This window comes from Pseudofulvimonas gallinarii, assembly GCF_004343305.1.
Classification (GTDB): domain Bacteria; phylum Pseudomonadota; class Gammaproteobacteria; order Xanthomonadales; family UBA2363; genus Pseudofulvimonas; species Pseudofulvimonas gallinarii.
In genome coordinates this window covers 1-16,185 of record NZ_SMAF01000006.1, presented here as the reverse complement: position 1 = coordinate 16,185, position 16,185 = coordinate 1, and the positions used below count along the sequence as shown (strand labels likewise).

13 protein-coding genes are annotated in these 16,185 nt (G+C 68.1%); 5 read left to right on the top strand and 8 right to left on the bottom strand.

The features are described 5' to 3' along the window. Positions 1-103 precede the first annotated feature (103 nt). Positions 104-1,690 (top strand): tetratricopeptide repeat-containing sulfotransferase family protein, encoded by a 1,587-nt coding sequence (locus tag EDC25_RS05600; RefSeq protein WP_123521413.1) that lies wholly within the window; start codon positions 104-106, stop codon positions 1,688-1,690. A gap of 57 nt (positions 1,691-1,747) precedes the next feature. Here the strand turns inward: EDC25_RS05600 and EDC25_RS05595 are convergent, their stop codons facing one another. The 5 genes from EDC25_RS05595 to EDC25_RS05575 form a co-directional block, all read right to left on the bottom strand. Continuing rightward, complete coding sequence (locus tag EDC25_RS05595; protein ID WP_123521414.1) at positions 1,748-2,629, bottom strand: DUF4097 family beta strand repeat-containing protein; 882 nt, start codon at positions 2,627-2,629, stop codon at positions 1,748-1,750. Positions 2,630-2,664: 35 nt separating this feature from the next. Then, positions 2,665-3,189 carry a hypothetical protein gene (locus tag EDC25_RS05590; protein WP_123521415.1) on the bottom strand — a complete coding sequence of 175 codons (525 nt, stop codon included), beginning with the start codon at positions 3,187-3,189 and terminating at the stop codon, positions 2,665-2,667. After that, positions 3,182-3,739 carry an RNA polymerase sigma factor gene (locus EDC25_RS05585; RefSeq protein ID WP_123521420.1) on the bottom strand — a complete coding sequence of 186 codons (558 nt, stop codon included), beginning with the start codon at positions 3,737-3,739 and terminating at the stop codon, positions 3,182-3,184. Before EDC25_RS05585 ends, EDC25_RS05590 begins: the two co-directional genes overlap by 8 nt. A 162-nt stretch (positions 3,740-3,901) precedes the next feature. Then, a complete protein-coding gene (locus tag EDC25_RS05580; protein WP_123521416.1) occupies positions 3,902-5,029 on the bottom strand; it encodes a PilT/PilU family type 4a pilus ATPase in 1,128 nt (375 codons plus the stop codon). Beyond that, complete coding sequence (locus tag EDC25_RS05575; RefSeq protein WP_123521417.1) at positions 5,026-6,063, bottom strand: type IV pilus twitching motility protein PilT; 1,038 nt, start codon at positions 6,061-6,063, stop codon at positions 5,026-5,028. Before EDC25_RS05575 ends, EDC25_RS05580 begins: the two co-directional genes overlap by 4 nt. Positions 6,064-6,175: 112 nt before the next feature. Between EDC25_RS05575 and EDC25_RS05570 the strand changes: the two genes are divergently transcribed. Further along, positions 6,176-6,868 carry a YggS family pyridoxal phosphate-dependent enzyme gene (locus EDC25_RS05570; RefSeq protein ID WP_123521418.1) on the top strand — a complete coding sequence of 231 codons (693 nt, stop codon included), beginning with the start codon at positions 6,176-6,178 and terminating at the stop codon, positions 6,866-6,868. A 21-nt stretch (positions 6,869-6,889) separates the two neighbouring features. Here EDC25_RS05570 and EDC25_RS05565 read toward each other — a convergent pair whose 3' ends face one another. Both EDC25_RS05565 and kynA read right to left on the bottom strand, forming a co-directional pair. Further along, on the bottom strand, positions 6,890-9,664 hold the full coding sequence (locus EDC25_RS05565; protein WP_123521447.1) for a valine--tRNA ligase: 2,775 nt from the start codon (positions 9,662-9,664) through the stop codon (positions 6,890-6,892). A 282-nt stretch (positions 9,665-9,946) separates the two neighbouring features. Further along, the gene (kynA, locus tag EDC25_RS05560) at positions 9,947-10,813 is read right to left on the bottom strand and encodes a tryptophan 2,3-dioxygenase (RefSeq protein ID WP_123521448.1); all 867 of its coding nucleotides are present in this window, start codon (positions 10,811-10,813) and stop codon (positions 9,947-9,949) included. Between the two features lie 141 nt (positions 10,814-10,954). Between kynA and pdhA the strand changes: the two genes are divergently transcribed. From pdhA to EDC25_RS05545, 3 genes are all read left to right on the top strand, one after another. Continuing rightward, positions 10,955-12,034: a pyruvate dehydrogenase (acetyl-transferring) E1 component subunit alpha gene (gene pdhA, locus EDC25_RS05555; RefSeq protein WP_123521446.1), complete on the top strand. Its 1,080-nt coding sequence runs from the start codon at positions 10,955-10,957 to the stop codon at positions 12,032-12,034. Next, on the top strand, positions 12,027-13,007 hold the full coding sequence (locus EDC25_RS05550; protein ID WP_123521445.1) for an alpha-ketoacid dehydrogenase subunit beta: 981 nt from the start codon (positions 12,027-12,029) through the stop codon (positions 13,005-13,007). Before pdhA ends, EDC25_RS05550 begins: the two co-directional genes overlap by 8 nt. A gap of 95 nt (positions 13,008-13,102) precedes the next feature. Continuing rightward, positions 13,103-14,482: a dihydrolipoamide acetyltransferase family protein gene (locus EDC25_RS05545; protein WP_132577290.1), complete on the top strand. Its 1,380-nt coding sequence runs from the start codon at positions 13,103-13,105 to the stop codon at positions 14,480-14,482. Between the two features lie 45 nt (positions 14,483-14,527). On the opposite strand, the gene EDC25_RS05540 is transcribed toward EDC25_RS05545, so the two are convergent. Continuing rightward, complete coding sequence (locus EDC25_RS05540; protein ID WP_123523201.1) at positions 14,528-15,865, bottom strand: tryptophan--tRNA ligase; 1,338 nt, start codon at positions 15,863-15,865, stop codon at positions 14,528-14,530. Positions 15,866-16,185 lie beyond the last annotated feature (320 nt).

The window sequence follows — 16,185 nt, the reverse complement described above, 5'->3', positions numbered from 1 at the left end:
CCGGGTTGCACCATCCGTGCCGTCGGACTTGTAGGCGGTCCGGCATTGGGCGACGATCCCCACCTGCGGCGAACAGCCGTCCGTCGACAACGACCCCGGCACTATGACCTCCAACACGAGCACCATCCCGGGCCTGCGCACATCCGTCCGGCAGGCGGTGGCGTCTGGCCGATGGAACGAGGCCTATCGGGCCGCGGAATCCCTGGCCGAAATCACCCCGGACGATGATGGCGTCCACTTCGCACTCGGCCATGCGGCGATCGAGATGGGCTGGAGCCAGCGCGCGTTCGAACATTTCAGCCGGGCATCGTCACTCCGCCCGGGCACGGTCCACTACCGGATCTACCTTGCGCGCGCCCTGGCGGCGCTCTGTCGCTGGAGCGAGGCGCTGTCGATATGCGCCGAGCTGTTCGAGGCCCACCCGCACGACCCGCTCATCGCCGATACCGTCGGCGTGATCCGCAGCGAGTGCGCCATGCACCCGCAGGCCGGGGAGGCCTTCGCACGCGCTACTGCGCTGGCACCGCGCGACCCGGGTTTCCAGTTCAACCACGCGGTGTGGCTGGGCAGCGACGGCCAGCTGGACCGGGCCGACCAGGCTTTCGAGGCCTGCCTGGCCTCGGATCCTCGGCACTGGCCTGCGTACTACAACCTGTCGATCAATCGCCGGCAGACGCCCGGGCGCAACCACCTGCCGCAACTGCGCAGCCTTCTGGCCCGCCATGGCCAGGATCCCATGGCAAGGCTGTATCTGGGTGCCGCGCTCGCCAAGGAGCTGGATGACCTCGACCAGTGCGAGGAATCGTTCCGCCAGCTGGCCGAAGCCAAGGCGGCGATGCGCCCCTATCGCAACTACAGCAGCGAACGCGACGCGGCGCTGTTCGAAGCCATCGCGGAGCGGGTGACCACTGCCGGCGACCCGTCGCTGGGCCATCGATCCGGCGAGCCCCTGTTCGTGCTCGGCATGGCGCGCTCGGGTACGACGCTGGTGGACCGGATCCTGTCCGCCCACCCGGACGTGTACCCGGCGGGCGAACTTTTCAACTTTCCGGTGGCCTGGAAGCAGGCGCTGGGCGAAAGGACATTCAATCCCTTCGATCCGGACGCCATCCGATCCAGCCCTGACCCGGACTGGAACGCGCTGGGCCGACGCTATCTGGAAAGCACCCGTCCGGCGACGGGATCGACGGCCCACTTCACCGACAAGCTGCCGCAGAACTACCTCTACCTGGGGTTCATCGCCCAGGCGCTGCCGGATGCCCGTTTCATCGCCGTCCGCCGCAACGCACTGGACACCTGCCTGAGCAACTTCCGGCATGTGTTCGCACCGGGCTCACCTTATTTCGACTACAGCTACGACCTGTTCGACGTTGCCCGCTACTTCCTGATGTACGAACGGCTGATGGCGCACTGGAAGCGCGTGTTTCCGGGGCGGATCCTCGAGGTCGATTACGACCTCCTCGTGCAGGCGCCCGAAGTCCATGCACCAGCGATCATGGCGTTCTGCGGACTGGACTGGGATCCGGCCTTCCTGGACTTCCGCAACAACGCCAAGCCGGTTCGCTCGGCGAGCGCGCCGCAATTGCGTGAGCCTGTCCACCAGCGCAGCCACCTGCGCTGGCAGGCGTACGCCGACCAGCTCGAACCGGTAAGGAAACTGCTGTCCGCGACCCCGACCGGCACCAGCTGATGCGTGGGCCGCCGTCGGCGAGCGCCACGACATCGCCGCCGGATCGGCACGACGGCCTCAATTCCCGCGGATCGTCACCTTGCCGCTGAAGGACTCCACGCGCACCGTTCCGGCGCCCGATCCCACGCGCGTATCCAGCGAATAACCGCCGCCGAATCCACCGCGCTCGACGGTGCCGAAATCGCTTTCGACCTTGCCCGAGAACGTCTTTGCCTGGATCCGCGCATCGGTCTGCCCGGACAGGCGCAGGTTCAGCGCGCCGCTGACGCTCTGCATGTCGATGTCGCCCCCGTCCGCCAGCACGCCCGTGGCTTCGATGCGCCCGGAAACCGTTTCCACGTGGACGCGGCTGGCGGGACGGAATGCCACATCGATCGTTCCCGAAATCGATTCCACGTCGAGTTCGCCCGAAGCCTCCGGCATCGTGATCGAGCCGCTGACGCTGCCTACCGTCCAGTGCCTGCCACTGCCTTCGCCGTGGATCCGGCCGCTGACCGTCTTCAGGCGCACGCGTTCGCCGCTTCCGCGGTAGTCAATCGCGCCGCTGACGGTTTCGATACGCGCCTCGCTGCCACCAATGCCGGACACGCCGACATCGGCGCTGACCGTGTTGATCTCCACCCGCGCCGTGGACGGCACCTCGATCTCCAGCGTGCTCGGCGCCATCCGGCTGCCCCAGCCATTGCTTTCCGCTTCCACCTGGATCGACAGACGGCTGCCGTCGCCGTCGATCCGGAGGGGCTTGCTGCCGTCGCCCAGTGTGCCGCGGATCACGACCTGGCTGTCGCTGCCCGGCGTCAGCCGGACACTGCCGGCGACACTTTCCACGCGCAGGTGCATGCCCGCCTGTCCGGGGCGCGTTTCATCAATCGGCGTGCCCGCCCGCGCACCGGCAGTGGCTGCGGACAGGAGGAGCAGGAGTGCGATTCGATCGAGCATGGTCTGTGGCCTCAAGGATTGGGTGGGTGGCCCGGTCAGGCGGTCCAGGCGTCGCGGCTGATCGCAACGCGCTGTCCCAGGGTCTGATGCATCAGGCGCCTCAGGAGTTGGGAGCCGGGTTCGATCCGCAACGCCGCGGCGAGCTCGCGCAGCGAAGCATCCAGTTCGCGCCTTGCCGCCAGGCGCTCGCGTCCACCCGGTCGGCCGAGTTGATGCTGCCAGTGCAGCGCTGGCAGGCCGGCTTCAAAGGCGAGTATTTCGTCGTAGGCGCGCAGCAGCGTATCGGCGTCATCGGCGTGCAGGCTCCTTGCCGGCTCGGCCTGCACCAATGGCTGCAGCGCAGGGTCCGGCCCGTTCCGCAGCGGCAGCAGCCAGGCCGCGGCCACCGCCATCACCAGCGCCGCAGCGGCGGCCCATGTCCATGCCGGGCGCACCGGCGATGCCGGAGCGGTCGCCGGCAACCGGGCCTCGATGGCCGGCCAGAGATCGACCGGCAGCGGGCGGTCCTCTGCCAGGCCACGCAGTCGCCGGCGCAGATCAAGATCCAGTTCGTCATCCATGTCCATGTCCTTCCAGACGTTGGCGCAACAACTGCCGCGCCCGGTGCAGTTGCGCCTTCGAGGTACCGGTCGCCATGCCCAGCTCGGCGGCGATCTCGCCGTGCTGCCAGCCTTCGATGTCGTGAAGCACGAGCACCGCCCGCGCACGCGGCGGCAGGCTGGCGACCGCGCGCTGCAGGTCCATCTCATGCCCCGGGTGTTCTTCGTGCGACCCCAGGTCCTCGGGCAGCGCGGCGTCGGTGTCCGGGCGACTGCGGCTGGCCCGCAGGTCCATCAGCGCCGTGTTGACGGCAAGACGATGCAGCCAGGTCGAGAAGAGACTTTCGCCGCGGAAACGGGCAAGGTTGCGCCAGGCGCGCAGGAAGGTCTCCTGGACCAGGTCCTCGGCACGCGCCTCGACGCCACCAGCGAGGCGCCAGACGACACCGTGTATGCGCGCCGAATGGCGGCGGAACAGGCGCTCGAAGGCCGGTATGTCGCCAGCGGCTGCGGCACGCACGTCGACCGTGTCGGCATCAGCCCTGTCGACGGTGTCATGGTCCTGTCGCATCCAGCCGCTTCCGTCCATACCGCTTCGATGCGCGCAGCGAACGGAAGGTTCAAAGCGGCCAAGGCCCGGTCACGCAAATCGCCGCAGCGTACGCCCGGCCCCTCCAATGGCGGCCATGGCGGCCCCGGCATCGCTCCACGCGGTGGCCGCCCGGTCGTCCCGTTACTCCAGCAGTTCGATGTCGCCCAGGCCCGACGACAGCGAGTGGGCGTCGCCGCCCTTCGCCAGCTTGATGGCCAGGCGTACTTCGTTGCTCGAGTCGGCGTGGCGCAGCGCGTTCTCGTAGGAAATCTCGCCGTTGTGGAACAGCTCGACCAGGCTCTGGTCGAAGGTGCGCATGCCCAGGTTGGTGGATTCCTTCATCACTTCCTTGAGCTTGTGCACGTCGCCGACGCGGATGTAGTCCTGAACCAGCGGCGTGCCGAGCAGCACTTCCATGGCGACGCGGCGGCTCTTGCCGTCGACGTGCGGAATCAGCTGCTGGGCGACCACGCCCTTGAGGTTGAGCGACAGGTCCATCAGCACCTGCGGACGACGGTCCTCGCTGAAGAAGTGCAGGATGCGGTCGATGGCCTGGTTGGCGTTGTTGGCGTGCAGGGTGGCCAGACACAGGTGGCCGGTCTCGGCGAAGGTGATCGCCTGCTCCATGGTCTCGCGCGTGCGCACCTCGCCGATCAGGATGACGTCGGGCGCCTGGCGCAGCGTGTTCTTCAGCGCCGCCTCGAAGGTTTCGGTATCGATGCCGACCTCGCGCTGCGTGACGATACAGCCGTCATGGCGATGCACGTACTCGATCGGGTCCTCGATGGTGATGATGTGGCCGGACGAGTTGCGGTTGCGGTAGCCCAGCATCGCCGCCAGCGAGGTGCTCTTGCCGGTACCGGTGGCACCGACGAACAGCACCAGGCCGCGCTTGACCATCGCCAGTTCCTTGACCACCGCCGGCAGCTTCAGCTCCTCGATGGTCGGGATGCGCATCTCGATGCGGCGGATGACCATGCCGACCGCGTTGCGCTGGTAGAAGCAGCTGACGCGGAAACGGCCCAGGCCGGTGACGCTGATGGCGTAGTTGCACTCGTAATGCTTCTCGAACTGCTCGCGCTGGTTCGGATTCATCGAGTTGAGCACCATCTCCTTGCTCTGCTGCGGCGTCAGCGGCTGTTCGGTGAGCGCCATCAGCTTGCCGTGCACCTTCAGGCTGGGCTGGCGGCCGGCCGTGACGAAGAGGTCGGACGCTTTCAGTTCGACCATCTTCTTGAGGAAATTGATCAGCTCGAGGCCGTCGCTCATCTGAAGATTTCCTTCTGCTTCGCGTAACTGATGGCGGTCGCCTTGGTCACCACCCCACGGCGGACCATGTCCTGCAGGCACTGGTCGAGCGTCTGCATGCCGTGCTGCTGGCCGGTCTGGATGGCCGAGTACATCTGCGCGACCTTGTCCTCGCGGATCAGGTTGCGGATGGCCGGGATGCCGACCATGATCTCGTGCGCGGCGATGCGGCCGCCACCGACCTTCTTCAGCAGCGCCTGCGCGATGACCGCGCGCAGCGATTCCGACAGCATCGAGCGCACCATCGGCTTTTCGCCCGCGGGGAACACGTCGATGACGCGGTCGATGGTCTTCGCGGCACTGGAGGTATGCAGCGTGGCGAACACCAGGTGTCCGGTTTCCGCGGCGGTCAGCGCGAGGCGGATCGTTTCCAGGTCACGCAGCTCGCCGACGAGGATGTAATCGGGGTCTTCACGCAGCGCCGAGCGCAGCGCTTCGGAGAATCCGTGCGTGTCGCGGTGCACTTCGCGCTGGTTGATCAGGCAGCGGTGCGGGGTGTGCACGAACTCGATCGGGTCCTCGATGGTGAGGATGTGCGCGTATTCCTTGCGGTTGATGTAGTCGATCATCGCCGCGAGGGTGGTGGACTTGCCGGAGCCGGTGGGGCCGGTGACCAGGATCAGGCCCTGCGGCTGGTCCAGCAGCTCCTTGAACACCGGCGGACAACCCAGGTCTTCCAGCGACAGCACCTGCGAGGGAATGGTACGGAACACCGCACCGGCGCCGCGGTTCTGGTTGAAGGCGTTGACGCGGAAGCGCGCCAGGTTGGGGATCTCGAACGAGAAGTCGACTTCGAGGAACTCCTCGTAGTCGCGACGCTGCTTGTCCGACATGATGTCGTAGACCAGCGCGTGCACCTGCTTGTGGTCCATCTCCGGCAGGTTGATCTTCCGGACATCGCCGTCGACGCGGATGATCGGCGGCAAGCCGGCCGAGAGATGCAGGTCCGATGCCTTGTTCTTGACCGAGAAGGCCAGCAGTTCCGCGATATCCATGTCTCCCCCTTGCGTAGAATCCGTTCCGGACCGCCGTCCGCCCTCCCGGAGCGACTGCGGCGCCGACCCGGCCGATGCCGGGCTGACCGAGTATAACCCCGTGCCGACGACGATGAGTGATCCTTTGTCCACAGCGCTGAGCGCCTGCCAGCGGCGCATCGCGGCCGCTGCCGCAGGCCGTCCGGTGGACCTGCTGGCGGTGTCGAAAACGCAGCCGGCGGAGCGTGTCCGCGCCCTGGCGGCGCTGGGCCAGCGGGCCTTTGGCGAGAACTACGTGCAGGAGGCAGTGGTGAAGATCGCCGCCTGCGCCGACCTGGACCTGACCTGGCATTTCATCGGCCCGCTGCAGTCCAACAAGTGCGCCGACGTGGCGCGGCACTTCGACTGGATGCAGAGCCTGGACCGCGCCAGGCTGGTCGCCCCGCTGGCCAGGTACCGGCCGCCACAGGCGCCACCGCTGAACGTGCTGATCCAGGTGAACATCGACGCCGAAGCGAGCAAGTCCGGCTGTTCGCCGGGGGACATCGACGGCCTGGCGGAACTGGTGCGTGCACAGCCCACCTTGCGGCTGCGCGGACTGATGGCCATCCCGCAGCCGCATCCGGACGAGGCCAAGCGGCGCTCGGCGTTCTCGCGCATGCGCCGGCTGTTCGAGCGCCTGCGCGAGGGCTGCCCGGGCGTGGACACCCTGTCGATGGGCATGTCGGACGACCTGGAGCAGGCGATCGCCGAGGGCGCGACGCTGGTGCGCGTCGGCAGCGCCCTGTTCGGGCCACGTCCCCCGGCCGGGCGGCGCGCCGGCTGATCGCCGGCGCGGCCGCGGTCCTCAGCCGGCGAGGCGGGTGCGCTGGGCGACCAGGCCGGCCAGCTGGCCCTGCCAGTCGGCCAGGCGCGCGCGCTCCTGTTCGACCACCGCGGCCGGCGCCCGGGCGACGAAACTCTCGCTGCCCAGCTTGCCCTCGCACTTGCCGATCTCGGCGCGCACGCGCGCGATCTCCTTGTCCAGGCGCGCCACTTCGGCGCCGACGTCGATCAGGCCCGCCACCGGTACCAGCACGCGCTGGTCGCCGGACTGCGCGACCACGGTCGCTCCGGCCGGTTCGGGATCGCTGGCAGCGAGCACCGTCAGCGTCGTCGCGCGGGCGAGGAATCGCAAGGCGCTGCCGTAACGCTCGACCAGAGCCGCCTGTGCGGCATCGCCACCGGCGAACAGCAGCTCGATCTCGCGACCCGGGGACAGGCCCATCTGGCTCTTGAAGCCGCGCACGCCGGAGACCACCGCCTTCAGCCACTCGATGCCGCGGCCGGCGGCCTCGGTTTCGCCGTCGACGGCGACCGCCGGCCACGACTGCTGCGCGATGCTGTCGCCCGGCAGCGCCAGGCGCGCGGCCACCTGCTGCCAGATCGCCTCGGTGACGAAGGGAATGATCGGGTGCAGTGCGCGCAGCGCCGCCTCCAGCACGACCAGCGCCGTGTGCTGCGTCGAGCGGCGCGCGACGGGGTCCTCGCCCTGCAAGGCCGGCTTGGCCAACTCGACGAACCAGTCGCAGTACTCGTCCCAGACGAAGCTGTAGAGCGCCTGCGCCGCCAGGTCGAAACGGTAGTCGGCGAACTGCCGCTCGACTTCCGCCAGCGTCGCCGAGAGGCGCCCGACGATCCAGCGCTCGCTGTCGGTGACCGGCGCCGCCGCGTCCCCGGCCACGTAGTCGCCGGTGTTCATCAGCACGAAACGGGCGGCGTTCCAGAGCTTGTTGCAGAACGCCTTGTAGCCGTTGCAGCGGTCCAGGTCGAACTTGATGTCGCGGCCGTGGCTGGCCAGCGACGCGAAGGTGAAGCGCAGCGCGTCGGCGCCGAAGGCGGGAATGCCTTCCGGGTAGTCCTTGCGCGTGGCCTGTTCGATCTTCTTCGCGGCCTGCGGCTGCATCAGGCCGGTGGTGCGCTTGGCGACCAGCTCGTCCAGGCCGATGCCGTCGATCAGGTCGATCGGATCCAGGACATTGCCCTTGGACTTGGACATCTTCTGGCCGTCCTTGTCGCGGACGAGGCCGGTGATGTAGACGTCGTGGAACGGCACCCTGCCGGTGAAGTGGTCGCTCATCATGATCATGCGCGCCACCCAGAAGAAGATGATGTCGAAGCCGGTGACCAGCACCGACGAGGGCAGGTAACGGTCGAAGCCGCGTTCCGCCATCGCCGCCTCGTCCGGCCAGCCCTGTGTCGAGAACGGCCACAGTGCCGAACTGAACCAGGTCTCGAGCACATCCTGTTCCTGGCGCAGCGCACCGGTGTAGCCGGCGGCTTCGGCGCGGCTGCGCGCCTCGGCCTCGTCGCGCCCGACGAACACCTGGCCGTCGTCGCCGTACCAGGCCGGGATGCGATGGCCCCACCACAGCTGCCGGCTGATGCACCAGTCCTGGATATTGCCGAGCCAGTGCCGGTAGGTGTTGATCCAGTTCGGCGGCACGAACTTCACCTGGCCGTTCTCGACCAGCTCCAGGCCGCGCCGGCCCATGTCGTCCATCTTCACGAACCATTGCCAGGTCAGGTAGGGCTCGATGACCTGGCCGGTGCGGTCGCCGCGCGGCACCTGCAGCGTGTGCGGGGTCTCCTCGACCAGCAGGCCTTCGGCCTCGAGTTCGGCCAGCACCACCTTGCGCGCGGCGTAGCGGTCCATGCCGCGGAACCGTTCCGGAGCGGCGTCATTGATCGTCGCCTCGTCGGTGAAGATGTTGATCATCGGCAGGCCGTGGCGCTGGCCGATGGCGTAATCGTTGAAGTCGTGCGCCGGGGTGATCTTGACGCAGCCCGTGCCGAATTCGCGCTCGACGTAGGCGTCGGCGATGATCGGGATCTCGCGTCCGGTCAGCGGCAGCGTCAGCGTCTTGCCGACCAGGTGGGCATAGCGCTCGTCCTCGGGATGCACGGCCACGGCGACGTCGCCCAGCATGGTCTCCGGGCGCGTCGTCGCCACCGTCATGTAGCCGTTGCCATCGCTGAGCGGGTATCGGATCGACCACAGCGAACCCTGCTCGGCCTCGCTGACCACTTCCAGGTCGGAGATCGCCGTCTTCAGGACCGGATCCCAGTTGACCAGCTTCTGGCCGCGATAGATCAGACCCTGTTCGTGCAGGCGCACGAAGGCCTCGATCACCGCCGTCGACGGCATCGGGTCCATGGTGAACACCTGCCGCGACCAGTCGCCGGACGCCCCCAGCCGGCGCATCTGCCGGGTGATGGTGTCGCCGGACTGCTGCTTCCACTGCCAGACCCGCTCGACGAAGGCGTCGCGGCCCAGGTCGTTGCGGGTGAGGTTCTCTCCCGCCAGCTGGCGGCTGACCACCATTTCGGTGGCGATGCCGGCGTGGTCGGTGCCGACCTGCCAGAGCACGTCTCGGCCGCGCATGCGCTGGTAACGCACCATGGCGTCCATCAGCGTGTGCTGGAACGCGTGCCCCATGTGCAAGGTGCCGGTGACGTTGGGCGGCGGCAGCAGGATGCAGTACGGCTCACCCTTGCCGGACGGCTGGAACAGGCCCAGGTCCTCCCAGCGCTGGTACCACTGTGATTCGATGGCGGCGGGGTCGAAGCTCTTGTCCAGCATGGCGGCAATCCGGAAGACGTGAAAAAGCCGTTCATTTTAACGGGTATTTGCAACCATCCCCACGGATCCGTCGCGAAAGGCGCTGTCTCGATGAGCGTCCGCTGAAGCCGGCCGGCCCGATGTGGAACGAAAGCGGCGTTCGCGGAGTCCTTCTGATCGGACACTCCCTTTTCATCGGGGCCCTCCCGCCCCTTGGGCAAGCCGCCTGGCCACATCAGGCGGCTTTTTTTGGTTGTTCGCCGTAGGCCAACTCGTTCCGGCGCAGCCGACGCACCGTCCGCCTCAGTCGCTGGCGTCGCTGCCCAGGTGCGTGCGGACCTCGAACAGTTCCGGGAAGAAGGTCAGGTCCAGCGCCCGCTTCAGGAAGGCGACGCCACTGGAGCCGCCGGTGCCGCGGCGGAAGCCGATGATCCGCTCGACCGTCTTCATGTGCCGGAAACGCCAGAGCTGGAAGCCTTCCTCGACGTCGACCAGCTTCTCGGCGATGTTGTACGCCTCCCAGTGGTCGTCGGGATTCTCGTAGATGCGCCGGTACACCGGCAGCAGTCCGGCATGGCGACGATACGGCTGCGACCAGTCGCGCTCGATGCACTCCGGCGGCACGTCGTGTCCGTGCCGTGCCAGCCAACGCAGGAATTCGTCGTACAGGCTCGGCGATTCCAGCACTTCGCGCAGCAGGGCCTGCCGCTCCGGATCGTGCGCGAACACCGCGATCATGCCGGCGTTCTTGTTGCCGAGCAGGAATTCGATCGTGCGGTACTGGAAGGACTGGAAGCCCGAGGCCGGGCCGAGCAGGTGGCGGAACTGCAGGTATTCGCTGGGCGTCAGGGTCTCCAGCACCGACCACTGCTCGAACAGCTGGCGCTGGATCTGCTTGACGCGCGCCAGCACCTTCAGTGCCTGCCCGACGCGATCCTCCACGATCAGCGCGACCGCCGCCTTCAATTCGTGTATCACCAGGCGCATCCACAGTTCCGCCACCTGGTGCTGGACGATGAACAGCAGCTCGTCATGATGCGGCGGCGACGACACCGGATGCTGTGCCGACAGCAACTGGTCCAGGCGCAGATAACCGCCGTAATCGAGCTTCTCGCGCAGGTCACGCTCGATGGAATCCTCGATAACACGCAGGTTGTCGTGATCTGCCATCATTGCTTCCCAGTTTGACCGGACGGCAAGTATAGCCACCGGCCCACCCTTCGCCCCCGGCCGCCGCACATGGCGCGTTGCGCCTTGCCACCTTTGCGACGGCGGTGCTATTGAGGGCGCCTTTGCACAAGGATCGATTCCGTGACCGTAGCCGCAAGCTTCGAGATCGAGTACCGCCAGTACCTCGATACCGATGGCCACCCGATGGGCAAGACCCTGCCCGCCATCGCCCGCGACCTGGACCAGCTGGTGCAGCTCTACCAGCTGATGAGCTTCACGCGCATCTTCGACACCAAGGCCATCGCGCTGCAGCGCACCGGCAAGCTGGGCACCTATGCCTCCTGCCTGGGCCATGAGGCCGCGCATGCCGCGATCGGCTCGTCGATGCGCCCGGAAGACGTGCTGGCGCCGGCCTACCGCGAATATGCGGCGCAGTTCTGGCGTGGCGTGAAACCGCGCGACGTGCTGATGTACTGGGGCGGCGACGAGCGCGGCAACGACTTCTCCGGCCCGCGCCACGATTTCGCCTGGGCCGTGCCGATCGCCACCCAGTGCCTGCACGCGGCCGGCGCCGCACTCGCCTTCAAGGTGCGCGGCGAACCGCGCGTCGCGGTCAGCGTCTGCGGCGACGGCGGCACCTCGAAGGCCGACTTCTATTCCGCGCTCAACTGCGGCGGCGCCTTCCAGCTGCCGCTGGTGATGGTGGTGGTGAACAACCAGTGGGCCATCTCCGTGCCGCGCAGCAAGCAGACCGGCGCCAAGACGCTGGCGCAGAAGGGCCTGGCCGGCGGACTTGACTGCCTGCAGGTCGACGGCAACGACCTGATCGCGTGCCGCGAAGCCATGGACCAGGCGATTGAACGCGCGCGCAACGGCGGCGGTGGCAGCGTGGTCGAGATGGTCACCTACCGCCTGCACGACCACACCACCGCCGATGACGCGCGCCGCTACCGCGACGACGCCGAGGTGAAGGAAGCCTGGCAACGCGAACCCCTCGGCCGCCTGCGCGCCTATCTCACGCGCCTGGGCGCCTGGAGCGATGCCAGGGAAGAGGCCTGGAAGAGCGAATGCGAGGGCCGTGTCAACGAAGAGGTCGATGCCTACCTCAATACCCGTGCCCAACCCGTGGAAGCCATGTTCGACCACCTGTATGCCGACATGCCGCTGGAGATCGCCCAGCAGCGCGCCCTCGCCGTGAGCCGGGAGGTGGGCCGTGGCTGAGATCACCCTGATTGAAGCGGTCACCCAGGCGCTGGCCTGGGAACTGGCGCACGATGAAAGCGTCGTCGTGCTTGGCGAGGACGTCGGCGTCAATGGCGGCGTGTTCCGCGCCACCGTCGGCCTGCAGGAGAAGTTCGGTCCGTGGCGCGTCATCGACACGCCGCTGTGCGAGACCTCGATCGCCGGCCTCAGCGTCGGCATGGCGGCGCAGGGCATGAAGCCGGTGGCGGAAGCGCAGTTCGAAGGCTTCATCTACCCGATGCTCGAACACCTGATGTGCCACGCCGCCCGCATGCGCTACCGCACGCGTGGCCGCCTGAGCTGCCCGCTGGTCGTGCGCGCACCCTGGGGCGGCGGCATCCGTGCGCCCGAGCACCATTCCGAAGCCAACGAGGCGCTGTTCGCCAATGTACCCGGCCTGCGAGTGGTGATTCCCTCGTCGCCGGCGCGCGCCTACGGCCTGCTGCTGGCGGCGATCCGCGATCCCGATCCGGTGATCTTCTTCGAACCCAAGCGCATCTACCGCCAGTACAAGGAAGAAGTCCCGGATGACGGCGAAGCGCTGCCGCTGGACGTCTGCTACGTGCTGCGCGACGGCAAGGACGTGACGCTGGTCAGCTGGGGCGCGACGATCAAGGAAACGCTGGAGGCCGCCGACGCACTGGCCGCCGAAGGCATCAGCGCCGAGGTCATCGACGTGGCGACCATCAAGCCGCTGGACTTCGACACCATCCACGAATCGGTGACCAAGACCGGTCGCTGCGTGATCGTGCACGAGGCGCCGAAGAACGTGGGCGTCGGCGCCGAAATCGCCGCCCGCCTCGCCGAACACGCGATGTACGACCTGGTCGCCCCGGTCGAGCGCGTCACCGGCTACGACACCCACATTCCGCTGTTCCGCCTGGAGATGAAGTACCTGCCGGCGGTCCAGCGCATCGTCGAAGCGGCGAAGCGCACGCTGGCGGTGTCGTGAGGAAACGGCGGTCGAACGGACGGGCGGTCGTCGGCAATCTCCCGGCGCCGTGCCCGTGCATCTCCGGACTTTGAATTCCAACTGCGGACTACGACATGAAGACGTTCAACCTGCCTGATCTCGGCGAAGGCCTGCCCGACGCGGAAATCGTCGAATGGCACGTCAAGGAAGGCGATTTCATCAAGCTCGACGCACCCCTGGTGTCCATGGAAACCGCCAAGGCCGTGGTCGAGGTGCCGTCGCCGTACACCGGCACCGTCGTGAAGCTGTTCGGCGGTCCCGGCGACGTCATTGCCACCGGCAGCCCGCTGGCCGGCTTTGAACTGGCCGAAGGCGCCGCGCAGCGCGCCGAAGCCGAAGACACCGGCCACCACCATGGCGGCGGCGCCGCGGAGCATCACGCGCCCGTTCCGGTAAAGGCCGAGGCCGACGCAGCGGCCAAGCCTGCCGGGGCCGCCCAGAGCGCCGATGCCGGCACCGTCGTCGGTGCCATGGAAAGCAGCGACCGCGTGCATCGTGAAGCGGCCGCCACCATCGGCGGCGTCAAGGCCGTGCCGGCCGTGCGGGCCCTGGCACGCAAGCTCGGTGTCGACATCGCGCGCGTGCGCCCCAGCGGCGCCGATGGCGTGGTGACCGTGGCCGACGTCAAGGCCGCGGCCGCCGATGGCAGTGCCGCCATCGGAGCGGCCGGCGCCGCGCCTGCCACACCGGCGGCGGCTGCCACGGCGGCGCCGGCACCCGCCCCCGCTGCAACCGCGGACGGCACGCGCACGCGCACCAGCGTCTCCGCCGCCGGCAAGCCGGTGCGCACCTCGCCACCGAGCGAGCAGCCGGCGATGGGCCAGCCGGAACCATTGCGCGGCGTGCGTCGCAACATGGCGCGCATCATGGCCGAGGCGCATGCCCAGGTCGTGCCGACGACGCTGTGCGACGACGCCGACGTGCACGCCTGGAGCGGCAAGCCCGACGTCACCGCACGACTCATCCGCGCGATCGTCGCCGCCTGCCGCGAGGTGCCGGCGCTCAACGCGTGGTTCGACGGCGCGGCGGGCACCCGCACGCTGCATCCGCACGTCGACGTTGGCATCGCCGTCGATACACCGGAAGGCCTGTTCGTGCCGGCGTTGCGCAACGCCGACCTGCTGGCCCCGGCGCAGATCCGCGAAGCGGTCAACCGCCTGCGCAGCCAGGTCGAGGACCGTTCGATCCCGCCGGAAGAGCTGAAGGGCTACACCATCAGCCTGAGCAACTTCGGCGTGTTCGCCGGTCGCTATGCGACGCCCGTGGTGGTGCCGCCGTGCGTGGCGATCATCGCCGCCGGCAAGGCCCGGCACGAGATGCGTCCGGTCGTCGGCGGTTTCGAGGCGCACAAGGTCATGCCGATCTCGCTGACCTTCGACCATCGCGCCTGCACCGGCGGCGAAGCGGCACGCTTCCTGAAGGCGCTGCTCGACGACCTGCAGCGTGCGGACTGAGTGAGGCATGGGCGGGCGCCGTCAGGGCGCCCGCCGTAGCGGGCATCAGGCCAGCAGGACCGCCATCGTTTCGGCGACCTGCGCGTAGCGCCCGGCATCGGCACCGCGAGCCAGGGCCTCACCGCCCTCGCCGGCCAGCTCGAAACCGCTGGCGCTTTCCGTCAGCGGCAGTGGCTGCCGCGACACCATCGACTTCTTGACTACGCCGACAGCGCGCCCGCAGGTCTGCGGGTCCGGGAAATCGACGCTTTCCAGCACCAGTTCACCGTGCTCGTCGAGCAGCTTGAAGCGGAAGGCCTCGCCTTCGCGGAAACTGACGAAGCGCGGCTGCGCTTCCTTGCCGGCCTTGCCCTTGGCGCTGTCATCGCCACGAACGGCGAACAGCGGGGCGATGCCGACCGCCATGCGCAGCGAGGACACCAGCGGAATCGCCAGCGCGCGTGCCTTGCGGCCACCGAAGCGCAGGATCTCCTCGATCTCGCCCGGCTTGGCGATCAGCTGGTAATAGCGCTCGCGCATCGGCCGCAGCTCGCTGTCGATGCGCTCGTAGAGCTTCTGCTTGGCCTCCCCCCAGCCGATGCCGTCGGCGAAGGCCTGCGCCATCGCCGCGGTTTCCCCGGCGCTGGCGAACGCGCGGTAGATCTCGAACAGCGCCGAACCGGCGGTGTCCTTGGGTTCGCCCGGCGCGCGCGAGTCGGTGACGATGCGCGCGATCGCCGCCTTCAGCGCCTTGTCCGGCAGCCACAGCGGAATCGTGTTGTCGTAGCTCTTCGACATCTTGCGGCCGTCGAGTCCCGGCAGGGTCGCGACCTGCTCGTCGACCTGGGCCTCCGGCAGCACGAAGTGCTCGCCATAGCGGTGGTTGACGCGCGCACCGATGTCGCGCGCCATCTCGATGTGCTGGATCTGGTCGCGGCCGACCGGCACGCGGTGCGCGTTGAACGCCAGGATGTCGGCCGCCATCAGCACCGGGTACGAGTACAGGCCCATGGTGATGCCGGCATCGGGATCGTCGCCTTCGGCGCCGTTGGCGTCGACCGCGGCCTTGTAAGCATGCGCGCGGTTGAGGAGGCCCTTGCCGGTGCTGCAGGCCAGGATCCAGGTCAGCTCGGGAATCTCGGGAATGTCCGACTGCCGGTAGAAATACACGCGATCCGGGTCGAGGCCGCAGGCCAGCCAGCTGGCGGCGATTTCCAGCGTCGAGCGCTGCACACGCTGCGGGTCTTCGCACTTCACCAGCGCGTGGTAGTCGGCGAGGAAGAAGAACGACTCGACATCGTCGCTGCGGCTGGCGGCAATGGCCGGCCGGATGGCGCCAACGTAGTTGCCCAGGTGCGGGCTGCCGGTGGTCGTGATACCGGTGAGGACTCGGGTCTTGCTCATGCGGAATGGGGGCGGTTTCTGCCGGAGAACACAGTGCGCAGTGTAGCGCCAGAGGCGACACTGTCAGTTCCAGGCCGACGGCCTCCTGTCCGGCGCGACCGCCACGCGGCGACCCGGGAAAAGGAAAGGGCGCCCTGCGGCGCCCTTTCCCCGTGCCGGATCAGATCGGTCAGAGCGGACCTTCGAAGCCATCCCGGAAGAGGGTGTCGTCCTTCTCCTTGGTTTCGCAGGCCTGGACCTTGATGTCGTCCAGGTGCCAGCCGTTGGCCGCGACCGACGAGTCGGTGCCGACGCGCCAGCGGAACTGCACCGTCTGGCCG